Source organism: Bradyrhizobium sp. URHC0002 (assembly GCF_054059515.1).
In genome coordinates this window covers 4,080,799-4,101,202 of sequence record NZ_JBSSCF010000001.1, presented here as the reverse complement: position 1 = coordinate 4,101,202, position 20,404 = coordinate 4,080,799, and the positions used below count along the sequence as shown (strand labels likewise).

Below are 20,404 nucleotides of genomic sequence, written 5' to 3'. Positions count from 1 at the left end.
ACGGGATTCCCGCTCCGAAACGCAGCCCGGTCGGCAGAGTGCCCCCCGCTCACGCGGGAAAGAACTGCATTTCGAGGGTTCCATCAACCTTCGGTTGCCCCTATACGATTCGCTGGCCTATATTGGAGTTTAGCGATGGCCGATTTCAAACGCAAAGCCGGGTTTTCAGGTTAGATGCAACAGGAAATTCAGCGGCGAAGAGGCGTCCCCGGGCCGATGAACTCACGCCCAATACCTGCCAGCGACGGAGCCGGCGCGCAGCCGGGCGCCGTGTCGGACTTGCATGGCAGCCGCGACAGCAAGAGAACCAGGGTGCTCGTAACCGGCGCCGGCGGGTTCGTCGGACGTCACCTGGTTCCGTATCTTGTCGCGCAGGGATACTCCGTGATCGCGGCATCGAGAGCGGCAACCAGTTTCGACAATCCGAACGTGACCGCCGTTCCGCTTTCGGATCTCTCGCGGCTGTTCGACTGGCAACCCCTGCTGGACCAATGCGACGCCATCGTTCATCTTGCAGGGATTGCCCACAAGTACGCCGGCGATGATTTTTATGATCGCGTGAATCACCGCGCGACGTCGGCGCTGGCACGGGCAATATCACGCGGCGCGCCAAAGCATCTGGTGTTCATTTCCTCGATCGCCGCGCAGTCCGGCTCCTATGCGGATCATAACCTCACCGAGGACGATTTTCCGACGCCGAACAATGCGTATGGACGATCCAAATTTGCCGCCGAACAGGCGATACGCGCGGCCGGCATTTCGTTTACAATCCTGCGTCCCGTCGTCATCTACGGCGAAGGCGAGAAGGGAAACTTCGCGACCGTCCACCGGATTTCGCGCCTGCCGATTCCGCTGCCCTTCGGGGCGTTGTCTGCCCAGCGATCCGTGCTGTCGATCCAGAATTTCACCTCGGCCGTCGAGACCGCGCTAAGCAACCCCCGTGCGCGGGGCGAAACCTTCATCGTGTCCGACCCGGCGCCCGTCACGGTCGCAGATCTCATCACCCGGCACCGCGCAAGCCTCGGCAGACCCCCCTGGCTGATGCCGTTGCCTCAAAGCTGGATCAGGCTGACACTGCAGGCCATCCGTCAGCGCGCGATTTGGGAGCGGATCGGCCGACCTCTGGTGGCTCCGCCAGCAAAGCTCCTGTCGATCGGCTGGGAGCCGTCCTGAGCCGATTTACACCAGCCGATCGTTCCGGGCTGCAGTGCCTCAGTTGCAGCGGATTTTTCGGCCGGTAGTGAGCGTCGTGAGTATCAACACTTCATCGAAATTCCAGGATGCAGCCCGGACGCAGAGTTGCTGGTCGCTCAACGGTTCGGAACTTGCATCCTTGTAATTGGTGAAGCCATAATGCGGCTCGCTGGGGCATTTGAGCGCCGTCGGACTTAGTCCTTTCAACATTGGTACGCCAAGGATCGCTGGAACAACGAAGGGAACAGCGCGGCACTCCATGGTGATGTTCCAGAAAGCCAGATTCTCTGGCGATACAAATACCGCCGCGCGATGCGCCTCCGCGATTCCCAATGCCTGCAATGTCGCGCTGGCCTGCGCTCCCGGCATCCGCTTGATGTCTCTGGCAAGCGCGTAGCGTGCCTGATGTCCCGGCGTCAGAAGCGCGACAAGGCGTTGACCGGTCGTTGTCTCCGGGCCCGCGCTTTCTCCCGTAACCAGCCGGACCCGTGCCTGGAGCTCTGCGAACAACGCGCCCAGCCGGTACGCGCTTTCTCTTTTTTCTCTCGTCGCAAGCGCAACGAGCAAGATCGCCACAACTATTAAGCCCGGAGAAGGATTGGAGAAAAGCCTCTCGAAAAATGCGGTGCCATAGGCGCCCACGAATACGATTGCCGTCCACGCCCCGACGTTGACGAAATAATAATCACCGCCGCCCGGAAGATTCAGCAGGAGAGCGACGGCGATGCCTGCGATTGCCATGACGCCGACCGCTTCGGCACACCTCTTGTCCTGCGCCATACCATGCCGCCACACCTGAAAGGCGACACCAAGCAGCACAACATTTGCCGCGATGTTCCACAAGCCGCTGCGCGGATACTCTCTGATGAAGCCGAGAGGATCGAGCGCCTGCAGCAGCACCTCCATACCCGGAAAGATAACAGCTGTGGTGAGTATCGAAAGAAAGAGGAGTGGAACAGCCAGCTTGATCAGCCCCAGCGGCGTCAGGCCCATTCGCCGCCAGAGTAGAACTCCAACCCCGCTCGCCAGAACTGCGCCCACGGAAATCTTTGAAAACAAGATCAGCAAGCCAGCAACACCGAGCGCTAAGAGCTGCAGGCTGAGGCGGTGGCGCCGTTCGTCGGCCGCGATCTCCGCCAGCAGGGGCAGCGTCAGCAAGAACAGGATCATCGCGAGACAATAGGATTCGGAGACGAGATAAGACGTCCATCCCCACAGGTCGATCGCCAGGAGCAACAGTAGTGAACCCAACGTCATCAGCGCGCCATTGGTCCAACCGTCTCCGGTTCGGCGAAACAAGTGGATCGCAAGCGACAGGCTGAACAACAGCACCGGAATGGCGATGACTTGCATGCCGACAACGTAACCTTCCAGCGTCGGTACCCCGAGCCAAAGACTGACACAGCCCAGCCAGAGGTGAGACAGAGCGTGATATTTGATGGAAACGAATCCATCGAGGCCGGTGCTCAATACCCCATACTTGATGAGCATGTTGGCGATGGAGGCATGAAAAATAGTGTCCAGCTGGTGGATGCCGGCCAGCGCCAATTCGGGCGTGAGGATCGATGCGTAGGCGCGAGAATTGATCAACAGGAAATAGCCGCAACCCGCGAGACAACCGCAGACGACCGCAAAGGCCCACACCCCGACGGGTGAGCCACGCATGGCAGATGCCGTCTGCGTAATCCCCGCGACCAATAGACCGACAAATAGCGGATAGGTGATTGCGTCAGCCAAATGCCCGTTCAACCAGGCAACGCAGGGCAGGAAAATCACTGCGAGCATTGAAACGAGAAGCGCGGCGTAGGCGCCACCGCGTTCCACATAGCGCACAGTGAACAACGTTGCACAGGCGATGACGGCGCCCAATAGCAGGAGCGCCTTGACGAAAACAAACCAGTGCGGGCTTCCCAACGGCCATCGCACGATGGCCAACATGACGGCGGACACCGCCGCCATCGTCCACCCAAATATTGCCGCGAAATAGATCGGGCTGGTTCGATGGGTGGCAGGCGGATGCGTTCGGCCGGACGTCTGTTCGACCATCCGTGGCCGATACAATTGTTCAGAAGCTTGCACGCAATCGAACCTGCTTTTTGGCCCCGGGGATTTGGATAACTTCCACTCGTCGGCTCATCTGGCGATAAGCCCGACAAGTAGGCCGACCCCGCCTGAAGCAGGTCAATCTCCGCGTGCGATAGCATAGCTGGCCTAAATTCACCACTCCAAGAGAGCCTTGCACGATCTGCCCCCCTGCCGTATCTAACGACCCGAAAATAGAGGCATTTCCGGGCCAAGACCGGAACCGGTTGCCGCTTTGGACCCGCCAAATTGCCAGACAAGAGCCACCTTACCATCGCCGAGAGCGACACGATCGAACAGGCATTCCAGCGGCTCAATGCCAACATGCTGGGGATACTGTTTGCCCGTGACGCCGAGGGGCGTGTGATCGGAGCCGTCACCGACGGCGACATCCGCCGGCGGCTGCTGACGGGAATATCGATCCAGGGCGAGGTCGCGAGCTGCATCAACCGCAACTTTGTATGGGCGCGCGCCGGTGCGCCGCGCGAACAGATTCTCAAGCTGCTCGACCAGCGGGTCCATGTCGTTCCGATCCTCGACGCTGACGGCCGGCTGGTGGATGTGTTTAGCCGCGATCTTTTCAATCTCGGCCAGGAAAGCGAAGTATTCGCCCGCGCCCGCTCGCCGGTTCGAATCAGTTTCTCCGGCGGCGGCACCGACCTCACGCATTACTTCGTCGACAATGACGGCGGCGCCGTCATCAACGCGACCATTGCGATGTACGCGCACGCGACGCTGCGCCGGCGCAATGACAACCGGATCAGAATCTACTCGCACGATTTTCGCTGCACGGTCGAAGCGGAAAATCTCGCCAGCCTCGGCAGCGAAGGCGAACTGGCGCTGATCAAGTCGGTAGTACGCCTGATCCAGCCAGCCTACGGATTCGATCTCGACGTTTCAGCCGATTTTCCCGTCGGCTCCGGCCTCGGCGGTTCAGCGGTGGTGTCCTCCGCCATCATCGGCTGCTTCAACGAATTCCGCTCCGATCGATGGGACCGACATGAGATCGCGGAAATGGCCTTTCAGGCCGAACGGCTGATGCTGAACATACCCGGCGGCTGGCAGGACCAGTACGCCACCGTGTTCGGCGGCTTCAATCACATGGAGTTTTCGTCAGAGCAGAACACCATCGTTCCGCTTCGCCTCGAGCCCAATATCGTCGCCGAGCTCGAGGAAAGCCTGGTGCTTTGCTACACCGGCTCCAACCACGATTCCGGTTCGATCCACCGCGACCAGAAGCAGCAGCACGAGACCGGCGACGCCGTCGCGGCCGCGGCCAAGCAAAAGGAAGTGACGCGCGAGATCCGGCATCATCTGCTGCGCGGCCAGCTTCTGGAGTGCGGCCGCCTGATCGACGAGGCATGGCACGCCAAGCGGCGCCTGAGTTCTCTGATCAGTTCTGACGAACTCGATGCGATCTATGATCTCGCGAAAGCCAACGGCGCGGTCGGCGGCAAGCTGCTGGGCGCCGGCGGCGGCGGCTATTTCATCTTCTTCGTCCGCCCGTTTCACCGCTATCCGCTGATCGCGGCGCTGGAGCAGAAAGGCCTGTCCTGCTCACGAATCGCATTCGAGGAAAACGGCCTGCGGACCTGGAAATCGCGCATTCGCGGCGCGCCGGCCAAGGGCGGCGCCGCATAAGACTGGACACCGAGAAGGTTCATGAATTCAACCAACCAGGCGACTACGATCCGGATCGGCTATCGTTCGATCGGCAACGGTCAGCCGTGCTATGTCATTGCGGAAGTCGGCAACAACCATAATGGCAATTTCGATCGCGCTATCGCTCTGGTCGACGCCGCGGTCGCAGCCGGCGCGGATTGCGCGAAATTCCAGATGCGCAAGCTGGACGAGGTCTACCGCGCCTCGAGCCTTTCCGGCAAAGACGACGACCTCGCCGTCGAATACACCCTCGACCTCTTGCGCCGCTTCGAACTGACCACCGAGCAGCAGCGCCGTGTGGCCGCCTACTGCGCCTCGCAGAACATCCAGTACCTGTGCACGCCCTGGGATGCGTCGAGCGTCGCAACACTGGAGACGTTCGGGGTTCAGGCCTACAAGGTCGCCTCCGCCGACCTGACCAACCTCCCCTTGCTGGCGAAACTGGCCGCGACCGGCAAGACGCTGATCGTCTCGACCGGCATGAGCACGTCGGAAGAACTTCAGGCCGCGGCAAAATTCCTCGACGACCGCTCGGCGCCTTACGTGCTGCTGCATTGCCAGAGCACCTATCCTGCCGCACTTCACAATATTCATTTGCGCTTCATGGAGACGCTGCGGGAGATCCATCCCTTCGTCGGCTATTCCGGTCACGAGCGCGGGATCGCGGTTTCGATCGGCGCGGTCGCGATGGGCGCGGTCGTGATCGAACGCCACATCACGCTCGATCGCGAAATGGAAGGCCCGGATCACGCGGCCAGCCTCGAGCCGGAGGAATTCAAGGCGCTGGTGTCAGGCATTCGCGAAGTGGAGACAGCGCGCGGCGAAAAGCTTGCGGAACGTGCGCTGAGCCAGGGCGAGCTGATTAACCGCGAGAACCTCGCCAAGAGCCTGGTGGCCGCCCACGACATTCCCGCCGGCACGGTTGTCGCCGAGACCGACGTCGCCGTCAAAAGCCCGGGCCAGGGCCTGTCGCCGCTCAAAATGCCTGCCTTGATCGGCCGGCGCCTCAACCGCGCGATGGCGAGAGACGACTACTTCTTTCAGAGCGATCTCGCCGATGGCGCCGCCACCGCGCGCCGCTATCGTTTCGACCGGCCATGGGGCGTGCCGGTTCGCTATCACGACACGCAACGGTTTCTGGAAATCTGCCAGCCCGACATCATCGAGTTCCATCTCAGCTACAGCGACATGGAGCGCGATCCGGCCGCCTATCTGTCCGGCACCTACGATCTCGGCTTCGTGGTGCACGCGCCCGAATTGTTTGCGGGCAGCAAGCTGATGGATCTGGCGACGTCGGACGAAGGGCTGCGCCGCTATTCGCTGGAGCAGACCCAGGCCGTCATCGACATCACGCGCGGCTTGAAAAAATTCTTTCCGAAGACCAAGCGTCCGCCGATCGTCGCCAATATCGGCGGCTTCACCATGGACGAGCCGCTGTCGTCGGAGCAGAAGGCGGAGTGCTATCGCATCTTCGCCGCCAGCCTCGCGGAGCTCGATCTCGACGGCGTCGAACTGATTCCCCAGACCATGGCGCCGTTCCCGTGGCATTTCGGCGGACAGCGTCACCAGAACATCTTCATTTTCCCGGAGGAATCCGCCGCATTCTGCGCCAAGCATGATTTGCGGATGTGCGTCGACATTTCCCACACCAAGCTGGCCGCCAATCATTTCGGCTTCGATTTCGGCGAAGGCCTCGCGCAGCTCGGTCCGCATACCGCCCATCTGCATTTCGGCGATGCCAAGGGTCTCGACGGCGAAGGCCTGCAGATCGGCGAAGGCGAGATCGACTTCGACCAGATCGGCGTTCTCCTGCGCAAGTATGCCCCCGGCGCCTCGTTCATCCCCGAAATCTGGCAGGGCCACAAGAATATGGGCGAAGGATTCTGGACGGCGCTCGAGCGCCTCGAGGGCCGCATATGACGAGGGTTACGCCCGGGCGGACGCTGGCCGTGATCGCAGCGCGCGGCGGCTCCAAGGGAATTCCGCACAAGAACCTGATCGATCTGTGCGGCAAGCCGCTGATCGCCTGGACCGTCATGCAGGCCGCCGCCGCCCGCGGCGTCGACGTCGTCGCGGTCTCTTCCGACAGCGAGCAGATCCTTGCCGCTGCGGAGGCCGCCGGCGCGGTCGGTGTCCGACGCCCGGAAGACATCTCCGGCGATCTCGCCTCATCGGAATCGGCGTGGCTGCACGCGCTGGAGCAGCTCGATGGCAAGCTTGGCCCGTTCGGAAGGGTCGTCGCGCTGCAGGCAACGTCGCCGATCCGGGAATCCAGCGACATCGAACAGGCGCTCGCGACCTTCGAGCGGGAGGAGCTCGACAGCCTGCTCTCGGTCTGCGAGGTCGAGGATTATTTCAACTGGCGTATCGGCGCCAACGGGCCCGAGCCGATCAACTATGATTTCCGCAACCGGCGGATGCGGCAGCAGATCGAAAAGCGGTATTTGGAGAACGGCTCGTTCTACGTTCTAATCCCCTCGCTACTGCGCGAGCAGAGTAACCGGCTCGGCGGCAAGATCGGAATGCATCTGATGGAGCGGCACAAAATGTTCCAGATCGATCGCCCGGAAGACATCAAGCTTTGTGCGGCCATCATGCGCAGCTACGGCTATGCATAACCCCGGAGCCTTTTCGCTGGAAGGCAAGACCGCCGTCGTCACCGGGGCATCGCGCGGCATTGGCGCGGCCATTGCGGCCGGCCTGCAGGTGAGTGGCGCAAAAGTGTTCGGCTTCAGCCGGAGCGGCACGGCGCCGTCGCCCGTCACCGCGCTCAAATGCGATCTGGCCGATGATGCCGCCATCGGGTCTGTATTCGATCATCTCGCGAAAACCGGAGAACGGCTCGACGTGCTGGTCAATGCCGCGGGCATCAGCCTTCCCGCCTCCGCGACGATGGGCGAACTCCAGCGATTTCGGGACACGCTGGCGGTCGACCTGAGCGGTGTCTACGCGACGATCCTTGCGGCCTATCCGCTCCTGAAGAAGGCGGGCGGCGGCTCCATCATCAACGTCACCAGCATCAACTCGGTGCGCGGCTTTCCGGGAAATCCCGGCTATGTCGCCGCCAAGGCCGGTCTGGCCGGCCTCACGCGCGCGCTTGCTGCGGACTATGCGCGCGATCGTATTCGCGTCAATGCGCTCGCGCCCGGCTATGTCGCAACCGAGATGACCGCCACAAGTTTTGCCGACCCTGTCATGCACGAGGATCGCCGCCGCCACACCATGCTCGGCCGCTGGGGCAACCCGGACGATCTCGCCGGCGCCGCGGTTTTCCTGGCGTCATCCGCTTCGGCCTATGTGACCGGCCAGGAACTGTTCGTCGATGGCGGTTGGACCACGAAGGGCCTCGCGATCAGCGAGGGTGGCAAGCCGTGACGACATTAGAACGCATCGGCTTCATGCAGGGGCGGCTGTCGGCCATGGTCGACGGCAAGATCCAGGCCTTCCCGTGGAACGAATGGCGCGAGGAATTTCCCCGCGCCAATGCGCTCGGCCTGACCCGGATCGAATGGACGATCGACCAGGATCGCCTGCGCGAAAACCCGCTCAACACCGCCACCGGACATAAGGAAATCCTCGAGCTGTCGCGCCGCCACGCGCTCAGACCCGCAAGCCTGACCGGCGACTGCTTCATGCAAGCGCCATTCTGGAAGGCGGATGGCGAAACGCAGAAGTCGTTGGTGGCCGATCTCGATCTGGTACTCGGCTCTTGCGCTACCCTCGGCATCGAATTCGTCGTGATTCCACTGGTCGACAATGGCAGGATCGAGACCCAGGCGCAGACCGAAAACTTGCTGCGTGTTCTGCTCGATCGGGCCGCCTCACTGTCGAAGCAAGGCGTCAGGATCGTTTTCGAATCCGACCTGCCGCCCGCGCCGCTGGCGCAGTTCATCGACAAATTCCCGGCCGAAATGTTCGGCATCAACTACGACAGCGGCAACAGCGCCGCGCTCGGATACGATTCCGCCGAGGAAATTCCGGCCTACGCGCCGCGCATTCTCAATGTGCATGTGAAGGACCGGCTGCTTGGCGGCACCACCGTGCCGATCGGCACCGGCGCTGCCGATCTCGCCAAAACCATCCGGCTGATCGAGCAGTCCGGCTATCGCGGGCAGTATATTCTGCAAACGGCGCGCGCCACCGACGGCGACCATGCCGGCGCGCTGGCCAGGTATCGCGACATGACCGTGGGCTGGATCGAGGACGCCAGGCGATGAAGCTCGAGATCGAGGGCCGGGTCGCATTGGTGGTCGGCGCCAGCCGCGGCATCGGTTTTGCGATTGCCGACACCCTTGCCGCCGAGAGCGCCAAGGTCGCGATGGCGGCGCGTGGCCTCGACGACCTCAAATCGGCGGCGGACAGGATCGGCCGCGGCGCCTCGTGCCATGCCGTCGACGTCACCGATCCCGCCGCCGCGCTGGCGCTGGTGAACGATGTCGAAAAGCAATGGGGCAGCATCGACATCCTCGTCTGCAACGTCGGCAGCGGAACTTCCGTGCCGCCGGGCAAGGAAACCGCGGCCGAGTGGTCGCGGGTGATGGATATCAACCTGTTCGCCGCCACCAATACGATCGAAGCCGCGCGGCCGCTGATGAGCCGCGGCGGCGGCGATCGCGCAATCGTCTGCGTATCCTCGATCTGCGGGCTCGCCGCGCTCGGCGCGCCGGTGACCTATTCGGCGGCGAAAGCAGCCTTGAATGCGACGGTGCACGGCCTTGCGCGGCCTTTGGCAGAAGAAGGCATCCGCATCAACGCCGTTGCCCCCGGCAACATTCTCAGCGCCGATGGCACCTGGGCCCGCAAGATCGCCGAGAACAAAGCCGCCGTGGACGAGATGCTCGCCCGCGACGTTCCGCTGCGCCGGCTCGGCAAACCCGAAGAGGTTGCCGACATTGTCGCCTTTCTCGCCTCCCCCCGCGCCGCGTTCATCACCGGCACCGTGATCGTGGCCGACGGCGGACAATTGCGTGCTTGAACAGGAGCGTTCCATGACCGCGCCCTCCGCTCGATACGACCTCACGGGACGCACCGCGCTCGTCACCGGCGCCGGAGGCTTGTTGGGACGTCAGCATGTCGCCGCCCTGGTCGATGCCGGCGCGCGCGTGGTGGTCAGCGACATCGGACCGGCGCAGGCTGATGCGACCATTGCTGCCGTGAAGGAACTCGCGCCCGCCGCCGATCTTGTCCCCGCCATCATCGACGTGACGTCGCAGGCATCGGTTGCCGCGGCCGGCGAGGATCTCGCCGGCCGCGGCATCGCCGTCGATATCCTCGTCAACAACGCCGCGATCGATCCCAAGGTCACCTCGACGCCGGGCGTGATGCATTCGTCACGCTTCGAAGCTTTTCCGGTTCCACAATGGCAGACCGAAATCGCGGTGGGACTGACCGGCGCGATGCTGTGCTCGCAGGTCTTTGGCGGCGCCATGGCAAGGCGCGGCCGCGGCGTGATCCTCAACATCGCATCCGATCTCGGCGTGATCGCGCCGGATCAGCGGCTGTACCGGCAGCCCAACATCACGCGGGATGAAGAGCAGCCGGTGAAGCCGGTCACCTACTCCGTCATCAAGCACGGCCTGATCGGTTTGACGAAGTACCTCGCGACCTACTGGGCGGACCAGGGCGTTCGGGTCAACGCGATTTCACCGGGCGGCGTTTTCAACAACCAGGATCCCGCGTTCGTCGAACGCCTGACGCGTCTCATCCCGATGGGACGGATGGCCCGGGTCGACGAATACTGCGCCGCCGTCCAGTTCCTCTGCTCGGACGCATCGAGCTACATGACCGGGCAGAACATGGTCATGGACGGCGGCAGGAGCGTATGGTAACCACCGCGCGTTCCCCTCATTTTCATGCAACTCGAGCCGACGCAGCAGCAACCATGTTCAACGACAAGTCCATTCTGATTACCGGCGGCACTGGTTCGTTTGGGCGCAAATACGTCGGCAATCTCCTGAAGAACTTCAAGCCTCGCCGTCTCGTGATCTACTCGCGCGACGAGTTGAAGCAATACGAGATGCAGCAGGAGTTCGACCAATCGCCGATGCGCTATTTCATCGGAGACGTGCGCGACGGTGAACGCCTGCGCACGGCTATGAAGGGCATCGACTTCGTGATTCACGCAGCGGCTCTGAAGCAGGTGCCCGCGGCCGAATACAATCCGATGGAATGCATCAAGACCAACATCCACGGCGCCGAGAACGTCATTCAAGCGTCGCTGGAGGCCGACGTCGAGAAGGTCATCGCGCTGTCAACCGACAAGGCCGCGCAGCCCATCAACCTGTACGGTGCCACCAAGCTCGCCTCCGACAAGCTGTTCATCGCGGCGAACAACATGGCAGGCGGACATCGCACGGCCTTCGGCGTCGTGCGCTATGGCAACGTGGTCGGCTCCCGTGGCTCGATCGTACCGTTGTTCAACAGGCTGCTGGCTGAAGGCTGTGATCACCTGCCGATCACCGACCCCCGCATGACCCGGTTCTGGATAACGCTGCAGCAGGGCGTTGACTTCGTCAACAAGAGCTTCGAGCGCATGTCGGGCGGAGAAATCTTCGTTCCGATGATCCCGTCTGTGCGTATTCCCGATCTTGCAACAGCCATGGCGCCGAACCTGCCGACCAGGGTGATCGGCATTCGTCCCGGCGAAAAGCTGCATGAGATCATGTGCCCAACTGACGACTCGCACTTAACCCTGCGCTTCCACGATCATTTCGTCATCAAGCCGACCATCAAGTTTTTCCGCAAAGACGTCGACTATGTTACCAACCAGATCGGCGAGCACGGAGAACCGGTGTCGGACGGATTCGAGTATAATTCCGGCCGGAACGACCACTTCCTTGATGTGTCCGAGATCAGGGAATTCAATAGAATTGCGGTCCAATGATCCCCTATGGACGTCAGGACATCTCGGCTGAGGACATCGAGGCAGTCACCGAGGTGCTGCGCTCGGACTGGCTGACCCAGGGCCAGGCCGGCCCCCGTTTCGAGCAGGCGATGGCCGCCTATTGCGGCAGCCGCAGCGCCATCGCGGTAGCTAATGCTACGGCAGCGCTCCACATTGCTTGCCTTGCGCTCGATCTCGGCCCCGGCGACACGCTCTGGACGACGCCGAACACCTTTGTAGCATCGGCCAATTGCGCGCTGTATTGCGGCGCCAGCGTCGACTTCGTCGATATCGATCCGCGAACCTACAATATGAGCGTCGCGGCGCTCGCCGAAAAGCTTGAAGTCGCGGCATTGCGTGGCCGTCTGCCCAAGATCGTGGTACCCGTGCATTTCGCCGGTCAATCCTGCGAGATGCGTGAAATCCGTGCGCTGGCGGACCGCTACGGCTTTCGAATTGTCGAAGACGCCTCGCACGCCGTCGGCGGGGAGTATCTGGGGCGCAAGGTCGGCTCCTGCGGCTACGGCGATACCACAATTTTCAGCTTCCACCCGGTCAAGATCATCACGACCGGCGAGGGCGGCATGGCACTGACCAACGATCCGAAGCTCGCCGAACGCCTCTCCTGTCTGCGCACGCACGGAATCATCCGCCCTGCACAGCGGCTGGAAGAACCGCGGAGCGCGTCGCACATCGAGGAACAGCGGGTCAACGAAGAACGGGATGGCCCGTGGATGTACGAGCAGATCGAGCTTGGCCTGAATTATCGCATGACCGATATTCAGTCGGCGCTCGGCACCAGCCAGCTCGCGCGCCTCGAACCCTTTGTCGCGCGCAGGCGCGCGCTTGCGGCGCGCTACGACAGGCTGCTGGCAAAGCAGCCGCTGACATGTCCGTGGCAGCACCCCGACACGAATTCCGCCTGGCACCTCTACGTCATTCGCCTGCACCGCAACGAGATCAAGCTCAGCCGGCGCCAGGTGTTCGACGCGCTGCGTGCGGCCGGAATCGGCGTCAATGTGCACTACATTCCCGTGCATACGCAGCCTTATTATCGGAAGCTCGGTTTCCAGGCCGGCATGTTCCCCGAGGCCGAGAGCTATTACGAGGACGCAATCACATTGCCGCTGTTTTCGCGCATGACGGATGACGAACAGGACACCGTCGTCGCGGCACTGCGGAAGATCCTCGCGTGAAGATCGCCGTCATCCCGGCGCGAGGCGGCAGCAAGCGGATCCCGCGCAAGAACATCCGCATGTTCTGTGGCAAGCCGATCATTGCCTACTCAATCGCCGCGGCTCAACAGACGGGATTGTTCGATCAGGTCGTCGTCTCGACAGATGACGAGGAGATTGCCTCCGTCGCCCGCGAATTCGGTGCCACGACGCCCTTCACCCGGCCGAAGGAAATTGCCGACGATTTCACCGGCACCAACGCCGTCGTCAAGCATGCGGTGGCCTGGTTCAACTCGCAGTCAAACGACGTCACACATGCGTGCTGTCTCTACGCCACCGCGCCGCTGGTGCAGGCGCGTTTCATCACAGAAGGGTACGAGGCCCTCGCTTGCTCGGACGCCGCCTTCGCGTTTTCCGTCACGAGCTACGCCTTTCCGATCCAACGCGCCGTCCGTATCACGCCGGACGGGCGGGTGGACGCGATCTATCCGGAACATCGCCTGACACGATCGCAGGATCTCGAGCATGCCTATCACGATGCCGGACAGTTCTATTGGGGCACCGCGCGCGCCTTTCTGGAGGATATGCCGGTGTTCGCGCCGCATTCGATCGGCCTGATCCTGCCGCGGCATCTGGTGCAGGATATCGATACGCTCGAAGACTGGGACCAGGCCGAACTGATGTATCGGGCCGTCAACCGCACATAAGCAGCGATCACGCCGCGTCCGCGACGAGCAGCGGCCGGATGAACGACAAGAGGTCGCCACCCTCGAACAGATGCCCTTTTATCCCGGCAGCGGCCGCAGCCTGGAGGTCATGCGGCATATCGCCGACAAGCAGGCTGGATTCCGTTCGTACCGGCCAGCCCTTGAGGCAATCGAGGATCATGCCCGGCGCCGGTTTGCGCCGGTCACTTGCCTGCCGCCACTCCGCGACGACGCCTTCCTCGTGATAGGGGCAGTACTGGAATTCATCGATATGCGCGCCAATCTGCGCGAGATCGGCGCTCATCCAGTCATGCAGCGCATGAACGGCCTCGATCCCGTAGTAGCCGCGCGCGACACCGGCCTGATTGGTCACTACGAATGTGAGGTAGCCACGGTCGTTGCAGAGCTTGATGGCCTCGCGCGCGCCTACGACCCATTCAAAGTCGTCGACCTTGTGCACATAAGCCTTGTCGATGTTGAGGACCCCGTCCCGGTCGAAAAAAACCGCGGGGCGACGTACCCTATCGGGAAGCTCGGTCTGCGCGCGTTCAAAGTCGGCAGGTACGCCGATATCAATGAAGAACCCATCGTATAGCGCCGCCCGCAACTGCCCCTTTTCGGCGAGGCGCGGAAAAACCGCCTGCTCGAGCGAACACGACCCCTCATCGATAAAGGACAGCACATCCCGGTCGACGCAATAGACGCCTGAATTGATCGGCCCGTTCGGCTGCGCGCCCGCCGGCAGGAACGTCTTGATGAAATCCCGATCGAGCAGGACGCGCCCGTAGCGGTCGCCCGCTTGATCCTTCTTCAACGCCACGCGCACGATCGCGGGCGAATGCGCCTGCGCGGTAAGATCGAGAAGGTTGAAATCGAAAAACGAGTCGCCGTTGAGAAGCAGAAACTTCTCGTCCAGCCTGGGTGCGGCGTGCTTCAACGCCCCGCCCGTGCCCATTGGGGCCGGCTCGGACACCACCGAGATCGTCGCGCCACGCGAGCGCTTGCCGTTGTAGCGATCGACCACCTGCCCAGCCTGGTGGCCCGCCAGAAGCACGATGTCCTGAATGGTCGGATAGCGTGATAATTCGTCGAGGATGTAATCGAGGAAAGGCTTACCGGCCACCTCAAGCAACGGCTTCGGGACCAGTCGGGTCATCTCCCCCAGCCGGGTACCCAACCCACCGACCAGAATGACGGCCTGCTTCAGCACGATGCCTCACCTGCGAATGCTGGGCGAAATTAACTGCAAAAATTCTGCCAAATGGCGGATGTCTTGGCGCGTAATGGACCAATACTTGTAACGGCTCGCCAAAGCGCGGTCCTTGGATGGAAATTCGACAATCGGAACAAGACAAGTTCTCCGCCACTGGTTCCTTGGTGAAACCCGACCTAAGCACGACAACAAGGTGCCGGTAAATAGCTCGCGCTTGCCTGTATGCTGCTACACCGATAGGAACAAGGAGTTCTAAGGGAGTTTGTCGTGCCGTCCCCCCGCAGTCCGCGCTCGCACTGTCCTATTTGCAAAGGTACCCGGTTCGACCCGAAGCTTAGCCTGACCCGATCGGGTGAGAGCTTCGAGATCGTGACCTGCAGCGATTGCGGTTTCATCTTTGTAGCCGATCCCGAAGCTGACACCGCCAATCATATCGACATCGACAAAATCGGATGGGCATTCAGGCCCCGGCATCACCAGATACGCCGGCTGTTGCTCTCTCATCTTGCTGCCGGGAGCCGGATCATAGACATCGGCTGCGGGCGTGGTGAAGTCGGCTATCTCATGCGGAACGATCCCGTTGAGTACATCGGCTACGAGCCCGCCAGAGGGCTTTCAGATTTTGGCATTCGCGCCGGCGTACCGATCACCCAGACGACTTTTGAGGGCAACCAGCGCGCCGACGCTCTTGTGATCGACAATGTGCTGGAACATGTAGCCGAGCCCGCCGAAATGTTGGAGGTCGCCGCTGGCGCCTTAAATCCGGGTGGGATACTCATCGTGATCACGCCGAACGTGAACGACATACGCGCGCTTTCCCCGGGCTGGAGAAAGCGTCATTTGTGGGTACCGCCGGACCATATCAATTTCTTCTCGGCGGCAGATATTGCCGCAATGTTCGCGCGCGCCGGAATGTCGCCAAGGCGTTTCAAGTTTGCTCCGCTTTCACTTCAGGATTTCAAGTTCTATGTCCGCGCGGCGGCCGAAACGACCGGCCTCTCGATATTCGGCCATAATGTCTATGCCATCAAAGCGCAATGAGCCTCATTAGCTTGGCAAGCCGCAAATCGGAGAGTGTCAGCAAGGAAGGCGTCGATGAATCGGCGCAACACTACGGCGACACAATCGTCGACGCGAGTGGCGCAGAATTCGATGCGCAGAACGCCCTCGCAAGTCCCTCGCGAGCAATGATTTCTTCAAGTGAGCATCGCGACAGACATCAGTGAAGGTTTTCTAAGCCGAGCGAACAGCCTTGGACCCGCGAAGTACGACGCCGAGAAAAACGATCATGAACATGGCTCCGCCTGCCAGAAGCGCCATCGTAGCCGGCCGAAGCGCGAATCCTGGCAATACAAAAACATTATCCAGAAGTGTGGTTGGGTAGGTTTTCCAGGCTCCGAGCTTCGCGGAAAGCGCGTGCCGCTCGGCCTTCGCGGCAGTCAGCCGCTGCTCATTACGCGAGATGAGATCGGCCAACCACACTCTTCTCATCACGAGCGATGTCGGGTCGATGGACACCCCTTCCGCATTTTCCTTAATCAGGGCGGACAATGAGTCCCTGGTCTCAAGCAGGCCGGTGATCGTCGCATCGATGGTCGCAAGCTGCGCCTTGATGTCCGCTTCGAGCGGTTCTGTAATCTTGCGCTGCTCGTCGTCCAGAAGTCTCACCACCGAGGCCACAGCGGCGCGCGCCTGCTGAGCATCGGTTGCGCGCACAGTCACCGCGAGGGTATCGGCGGTTTCCTGCTTTGCGGCCAGACTTTGAAAAATCAGGTGCGCAGTCCGATCGCTGGCGACAGGGGGCAAGCCCATCGCCTCAATTACGCGGTGCTTGAACGAAGGCGAATTCAATCGGGAAACCACGCCCATAACGCTCACGGTTTCCGTGCCATCCACTCTTCCTATCCGAACGTTACCCTGCGCTGTATAGACGGCCGGAAGCTGCCGGGTAGCCAGATATGCGGACGCCATCGCGACGAGCGGCAGCACTATCGTTAAAAGCAGATGCTCCCGTATGGCCCGGTAAAAGAACATATATAGCCCGACCAGATATTGATCGCCCGGCACCGTGGCTGGCGGACCGCTCATGTCGTCGCCTTTTTCTCGGGACCAGAGATCGAAGGGGACAAAACCAGATTCGACCTCCACTTGTCTTCGATAATATACACTACCAGAGCGACGGAAACTTTAAACAGGAAAGTCACCTGAATGTACGAATTGACCATCCCCGAGACCATGGTGACCGACAGCGCGAATAATATCGGCGTCAGAAAAAAGCACGTCGCAAAGCGCTCCTGAACGATACATCGCATCATCAGGAACAAGAATTCAGAGAATACGATTGCCGATAGCGCGACCAACACAAAGCCGCCGACCGGACCACCCAACTCGAAAAAAACCTCGGGCCAACCGCCAGTGTATGCCGATCCCTGCGCGATGATGAAATGGGCGCGGACGACAGGCAGCGCCTGTTCCATCAGGAACTGCATGGTCGAGTTGCGGGACGGATCAAATGGGTCGACGAACAATTTGTAAGCCGCGAGCGTTCCGTCCCAGTCACCTCGAAGGAACACGCGCTCAAAAGTCACCCACCACATCTCGCCCTGCTGAACCAGGATACGCTGCGAAAGCTTCGCGAGCAGTTCCCCTCCTTCCCCGCGAACGACGGTATAGGAATAGACCACGGCGGCCGCGATCAGGACCGACAGCGGCACCGCGGCGGCCGCGAGCCAACGCAGGATCTTTCTTGACTGCATTTCACCGAGGGACGGCGACTTCGCCTCACGCCCGATCAGGACCGCGCCGAGCGGCATGATAAAGAACGAGGTGTACGCATAAAGGGACGAAAATCGATGGCCAGCCAGGAACAGGTACAGGATCAGCGTTCCGAACAATACGCCGAACCGCCAATCAGACGGCCTGTTGTGTAACAAGGGCACCGAGAAAAATACTCCGAGCTGGAACGCAAGCATTGGCCCCCATTCGAGCAGGCGATGATGCAGAGTGCCGCCATGCAGCCGCGAGTAGTCAAAGCGTTCGATTCCTGCGAACAGCGGGATCGGACCTCTCACCAATAGCTCCAGCCACAGTGCGACGACAAAAAGAGCAACAGCCAGAAACGCAAGGCCAGAGAGCGAAAATCGTCCGGGAGGCAGCTGGCTTGCCAAGCCCGATTCGTCCGGGCCGACCAGTTGCCGCACCCGCTCCCGTCGAAACGAAAACAGCAGCGCGATGACGACGATCCCCTGCGACATCGCAATCGGCAAGACGGAAACACCGGGGCCGATCTCGCGCGCCAACTGATCGGAAAAAATCGGCCCGAACACATCGATGTAGAGAACCGAGGCGAGCCTCCAGGCAAAGGCAAATAGAACAAAGAAGAAGATCATGCCGAGCCCGGGACGCTTGACTGCGACCCACAGACTCACGCTCAGGAAAATGGCGACCGCGGTCACGCTCGCCGATGTGGCAAGCAGAGAATCAGAGACCACCGCTGAAGCTGTCACGCTATCCCCCATCCGATTCGCAAATCCAGCATAAGTCAGAGGCGCCGGATGCCTGTTTCTTATGAGTCCGGACAGCGAAACAAGGAACTGTCAGCGAGGCTCCCAGGCATACAACAGCCCATCGTTGTGCAAGGTAGGTGCAAATCCCATGCGCTCCCGGGCCAGGACGCGGATTCGCCCTTGTGCATCCAGCGTGTCGAGCAATTGGAAGAGACGCGTCTGATAGTCCATCGACCGAATATAAACGCGGCTGGCGAGGTCACGCGGCTGAGACAGGTTGAGCATGTCGACGCCCGGCTCGATATTCACCACGCGGGCCGGCCTTGCCTGCATGATGTTTTCGATCACCGCTTCCACGGCATAAGGAATCTGCTCGATACAGAAATACGTGAAAACGGTGCCGCCCGCCAGCTCGCCGAAATGCGGATCGGCGGCATCGGTGAGATCGATCCGGTCGAAACTCACGCGATTGCCGAGCTGGAAATGGCTCGCGATCTGCCGCCCCGCCTCGACGCCATTTGGCGCAATATCGTAGCCGCGCAGCTTGCTCCAGTGCGGGTCGAGACTCAACGAGAACAGGTTGTAGCCATACCCCGCGCCGAGTTCGATTAGTGATGTCGCGGGGCTGGAATACTGCTTGATGAGCTCCGAGAGCGCACCGATCCGGTAGCGGTAGTAGTCGCGGGTGGCGATCCGAACGATTCGACCATCCACCTTCGCAAGGCGCGGAGCGGAGTTCTGCCCGACGAGAAATTCTTCCAGCGTTCCCGTGCCGAGCCAAGCGCGCTGGTTGAGCACCCGGTCCCACTCGCCGGAATTATACTCGGAATCGACGACATCGTGCGTCCGCCGCACGTTTTTGAATGCGAGCCGGCGAAGACTGCGCGCGAGATCGATGGTATAGGCCCGCGACAAATCCAATCTCGACGCCGGCGTCACGTCTGGCTCGAACTTCACGAAATTCCCCTCGGCAATACCGGATTCAATGAGGCCCGAATCCTGCACGCGGCAACCGACGTCGATAACCGATCAAAGGCCCAAGATCAATTTCTGCAACGCGGATGTGCCCGGTGCAGGCGAGAAGGGCCGGTTCTTTGCACCCGGATACATCCGCGGAAAAGCAAAGAATGTGGCGGTGTATAGCAGTCTTCCATGCCCAGGCGCCATCCGGCTCCCCATGTGGAGGCATTTCGCGGTGTCTACCATGAACGACGCAAGACGCGGCGCCTTCATCACCTTGACGTCCTCCCGCGGAACTTTTTCGAACACCTGGTCGTCGGGGAAATGGCTGCCCAGAAGCGGAAAGCCGAATTTGTCGGTTGATTGTCGCGGCAGGAACGTGAACGGCCCATCGCCGTCTTCCTCGACATCCGTGAGATAGCTGAATAGCTTTATCACCCTGACGTCATCATGGTCGCGGTGCCAGAGTTGCGAAGAGGCAAGCTGCTCGCCGGTATGACGCGAATAGGACAGCAAAACATAGTCGAGCCAGGGAACCTCACCGAGCGCGGTGGCGACTACATTGATTACCGCCGGCTGCAACGCGTATTGAACGAAGACATTGTCGGCACCGAGCTTGCCGTCTTTCATCTCGGTGTCGAGCAACCGAACCCAAAACTTTTTCCAGTTCGAGGTTTGCTTGGCTTCAGCCGTCTCGATGTCGTCAAGTCTCGCCTTGCCGGCATTCGCGAACTGCTGCTGCAGGGCCGGATCCATCAGCTCGGTGACAACGGCATAGCCATTGCGATTCAATTCGTCGGCGCAGATTCTCTCAGCCGCAGTAACATTCAGGAGCTGAGCCTGCCGCCTGCGTTCCCGCTTTTCGCCAAGATGCCATGCACTGACACCGGATTTGACTGCATAACGCAGCGGCGAGCGATTAACATGCCAAAGCGCTCTGGACACCAATCCCATCTGGACGCACCCATTTCCCCTTGAAGATTAGGCACATCATTGGACCTGAAACGGCCTGGAATGTGCGG

At 61.1% G+C, this 20,404-nt stretch carries 18 protein-coding genes; 12 read left to right on the top strand and 6 right to left on the bottom strand.

Annotated elements, in window-relative coordinates; all coding sequences use genetic code 11:
* The first annotated feature begins 216 nt into the window (after positions 1-216).
* The gene (locus ACVWVY_RS19850) at positions 217-1,173 is read left to right on the top strand and encodes an NAD-dependent epimerase/dehydratase family protein (protein WP_456627965.1); all 957 of its coding nucleotides are present in this window, start codon (positions 217-219) and stop codon (positions 1,171-1,173) included.
* A 39-nt stretch (positions 1,174-1,212) separates the two neighbouring features.
* On the opposite strand, the gene ACVWVY_RS19845 is transcribed toward ACVWVY_RS19850, so the two are convergent.
* Positions 1,213-3,132, bottom strand: a complete 1,920-nt coding sequence (locus tag ACVWVY_RS19845) for a hypothetical protein (RefSeq protein WP_456627964.1) — start codon at positions 3,130-3,132, stop codon at positions 1,213-1,215.
* 393 nt (positions 3,133-3,525) lie between these two features.
* Here ACVWVY_RS19845 and ACVWVY_RS19840 point away from each other — a divergent pair, with 393 nt between their 5' ends.
* The 10 genes from ACVWVY_RS19840 to pseF are packed head-to-tail and all read left to right on the top strand — an operon-like array spanning position 3,526 to position 13,703.
* Positions 3,526-4,917, top strand: coding sequence for a GHMP family kinase ATP-binding protein (locus tag ACVWVY_RS19840; protein WP_456627963.1), 1,392 nt, complete (start codon positions 3,526-3,528; stop codon positions 4,915-4,917).
* Between the two features lie 21 nt (positions 4,918-4,938).
* Entirely contained in the window at positions 4,939-6,858 is a 1,920-nt protein-coding gene (locus tag ACVWVY_RS19835; protein ID WP_456627962.1) for an N-acetylneuraminate synthase family protein, read from the top strand.
* Positions 6,855-7,556, top strand: coding sequence for an acylneuraminate cytidylyltransferase family protein (locus ACVWVY_RS19830; RefSeq protein ID WP_456627961.1), 702 nt, complete (start codon positions 6,855-6,857; stop codon positions 7,554-7,556). Before ACVWVY_RS19835 ends, ACVWVY_RS19830 begins: the two co-directional genes overlap by 4 nt.
* Positions 7,549-8,313, top strand: a complete 765-nt coding sequence (locus ACVWVY_RS19825; RefSeq protein WP_456627960.1) for an SDR family oxidoreductase — start codon at positions 7,549-7,551, stop codon at positions 8,311-8,313. Before ACVWVY_RS19830 ends, ACVWVY_RS19825 begins: the two co-directional genes overlap by 8 nt.
* On the top strand, positions 8,310-9,155 hold the full coding sequence (locus ACVWVY_RS19820) for a sugar phosphate isomerase/epimerase family protein (protein ID WP_456627959.1): 846 nt from the start codon (positions 8,310-8,312) through the stop codon (positions 9,153-9,155). Before ACVWVY_RS19825 ends, ACVWVY_RS19820 begins: the two co-directional genes overlap by 4 nt.
* Entirely contained in the window at positions 9,152-9,913 is a 762-nt protein-coding gene (locus tag ACVWVY_RS19815; protein ID WP_456627958.1) for an SDR family NAD(P)-dependent oxidoreductase, read from the top strand. The genes ACVWVY_RS19820 and ACVWVY_RS19815 overlap by 4 nt, the downstream gene beginning before the upstream one ends.
* 13 nt (positions 9,914-9,926) lie before the next feature.
* On the top strand, positions 9,927-10,766 hold the full coding sequence (locus ACVWVY_RS19810; protein WP_456627957.1) for an SDR family oxidoreductase: 840 nt from the start codon (positions 9,927-9,929) through the stop codon (positions 10,764-10,766).
* A 53-nt stretch (positions 10,767-10,819) separates the two neighbouring features.
* Positions 10,820-11,821 (top strand): UDP-N-acetylglucosamine 4,6-dehydratase (inverting), encoded by a 1,002-nt coding sequence (gene pseB / locus ACVWVY_RS19805; protein ID WP_456627956.1) that lies wholly within the window; start codon positions 10,820-10,822, stop codon positions 11,819-11,821.
* A complete protein-coding gene (gene pseC / locus ACVWVY_RS19800; RefSeq protein WP_456627955.1) occupies positions 11,818-13,017 on the top strand; it encodes a UDP-4-amino-4,6-dideoxy-N-acetyl-beta-L-altrosamine transaminase in 1,200 nt (399 codons plus the stop codon). The genes pseB and pseC overlap by 4 nt, the downstream gene beginning before the upstream one ends.
* Positions 13,014-13,703, top strand: a complete 690-nt coding sequence (pseF, locus tag ACVWVY_RS19795) for a pseudaminic acid cytidylyltransferase (RefSeq protein ID WP_456627954.1) — start codon at positions 13,014-13,016, stop codon at positions 13,701-13,703. The genes pseC and pseF overlap by 4 nt, the downstream gene beginning before the upstream one ends.
* Positions 13,704-13,710: 7 nt before the next feature.
* On the opposite strand, the gene ACVWVY_RS19790 is transcribed toward pseF, so the two are convergent.
* Entirely contained in the window at positions 13,711-14,913 is a 1,203-nt protein-coding gene (locus ACVWVY_RS19790) for an HAD-IIIA family hydrolase (protein ID WP_456627953.1), read from the bottom strand.
* Positions 14,914-15,183: 270 nt separating this feature from the next.
* Between ACVWVY_RS19790 and ACVWVY_RS19785 the strand changes: the two genes are divergently transcribed.
* Positions 15,184-15,957, top strand: a complete 774-nt coding sequence (locus ACVWVY_RS19785) for a class I SAM-dependent methyltransferase (RefSeq protein WP_456627952.1) — start codon at positions 15,184-15,186, stop codon at positions 15,955-15,957.
* Between the two features lie 192 nt (positions 15,958-16,149).
* On the opposite strand, the gene ACVWVY_RS19780 is transcribed toward ACVWVY_RS19785, so the two are convergent.
* The 4 genes from ACVWVY_RS19780 to ACVWVY_RS19765 form a co-directional block, all read right to left on the bottom strand.
* Positions 16,150-17,004: a hypothetical protein gene (locus ACVWVY_RS19780; protein ID WP_456627951.1), complete on the bottom strand. Its 855-nt coding sequence runs from the start codon at positions 17,002-17,004 to the stop codon at positions 16,150-16,152.
* Positions 17,001-18,422 (bottom strand): DUF6418 domain-containing protein, encoded by a 1,422-nt coding sequence (locus ACVWVY_RS19775; RefSeq protein WP_456627950.1) that lies wholly within the window; start codon positions 18,420-18,422, stop codon positions 17,001-17,003. The genes ACVWVY_RS19780 and ACVWVY_RS19775 overlap by 4 nt, the downstream gene beginning before the upstream one ends.
* Before the next feature lie 90 nt (positions 18,423-18,512).
* On the bottom strand, positions 18,513-19,427 hold the full coding sequence (locus tag ACVWVY_RS19770; RefSeq protein ID WP_456627949.1) for a class I SAM-dependent methyltransferase: 915 nt from the start codon (positions 19,425-19,427) through the stop codon (positions 18,513-18,515).
* A 24-nt stretch (positions 19,428-19,451) separates the two neighbouring features.
* Entirely contained in the window at positions 19,452-20,336 is an 885-nt protein-coding gene (locus ACVWVY_RS19765) for a hypothetical protein (RefSeq protein WP_456627948.1), read from the bottom strand.
* Between the last annotated feature and the right edge of the window lie 68 nt (positions 20,337-20,404).

Coding starts and splice junctions, on each gene's coding strand:
- ACVWVY_RS19850 (WP_456627965.1), top strand. CDS start 217: ATGAACTCACGCCCAATACCTGCCAGCGACGGAGCCGGCGCGCAGCCG.
- ACVWVY_RS19845 (WP_456627964.1), bottom strand. CDS start 3,132: ATGTTGGCCATCGTGCGATGGCCGTTGGGAAGCCCGCACTGGTTTGTT.
- ACVWVY_RS19835 (WP_456627962.1), top strand. CDS start 4,939: ATGAATTCAACCAACCAGGCGACTACGATCCGGATCGGCTATCGTTCG.
- ACVWVY_RS19830 (WP_456627961.1), top strand. CDS start 6,855: ATGACGAGGGTTACGCCCGGGCGGACGCTGGCCGTGATCGCAGCGCGC.
- ACVWVY_RS19825 (WP_456627960.1), top strand. CDS start 7,549: ATGCATAACCCCGGAGCCTTTTCGCTGGAAGGCAAGACCGCCGTCGTC.
- ACVWVY_RS19815 (WP_456627958.1), top strand. CDS start 9,152: ATGAAGCTCGAGATCGAGGGCCGGGTCGCATTGGTGGTCGGCGCCAGC.
- ACVWVY_RS19810 (WP_456627957.1), top strand. CDS start 9,927: ATGACCGCGCCCTCCGCTCGATACGACCTCACGGGACGCACCGCGCTC.
- pseB (WP_456627956.1), top strand. CDS start 10,820: ATGTTCAACGACAAGTCCATTCTGATTACCGGCGGCACTGGTTCGTTT.
- pseC (WP_456627955.1), top strand. CDS start 11,818: ATGATCCCCTATGGACGTCAGGACATCTCGGCTGAGGACATCGAGGCA.
- ACVWVY_RS19780 (WP_456627951.1), bottom strand. CDS start 17,004: ATGAGCGGTCCGCCAGCCACGGTGCCGGGCGATCAATATCTGGTCGGG.
- ACVWVY_RS19765 (WP_456627948.1), bottom strand. CDS start 20,336: ATGGGATTGGTGTCCAGAGCGCTTTGGCATGTTAATCGCTCGCCGCTG.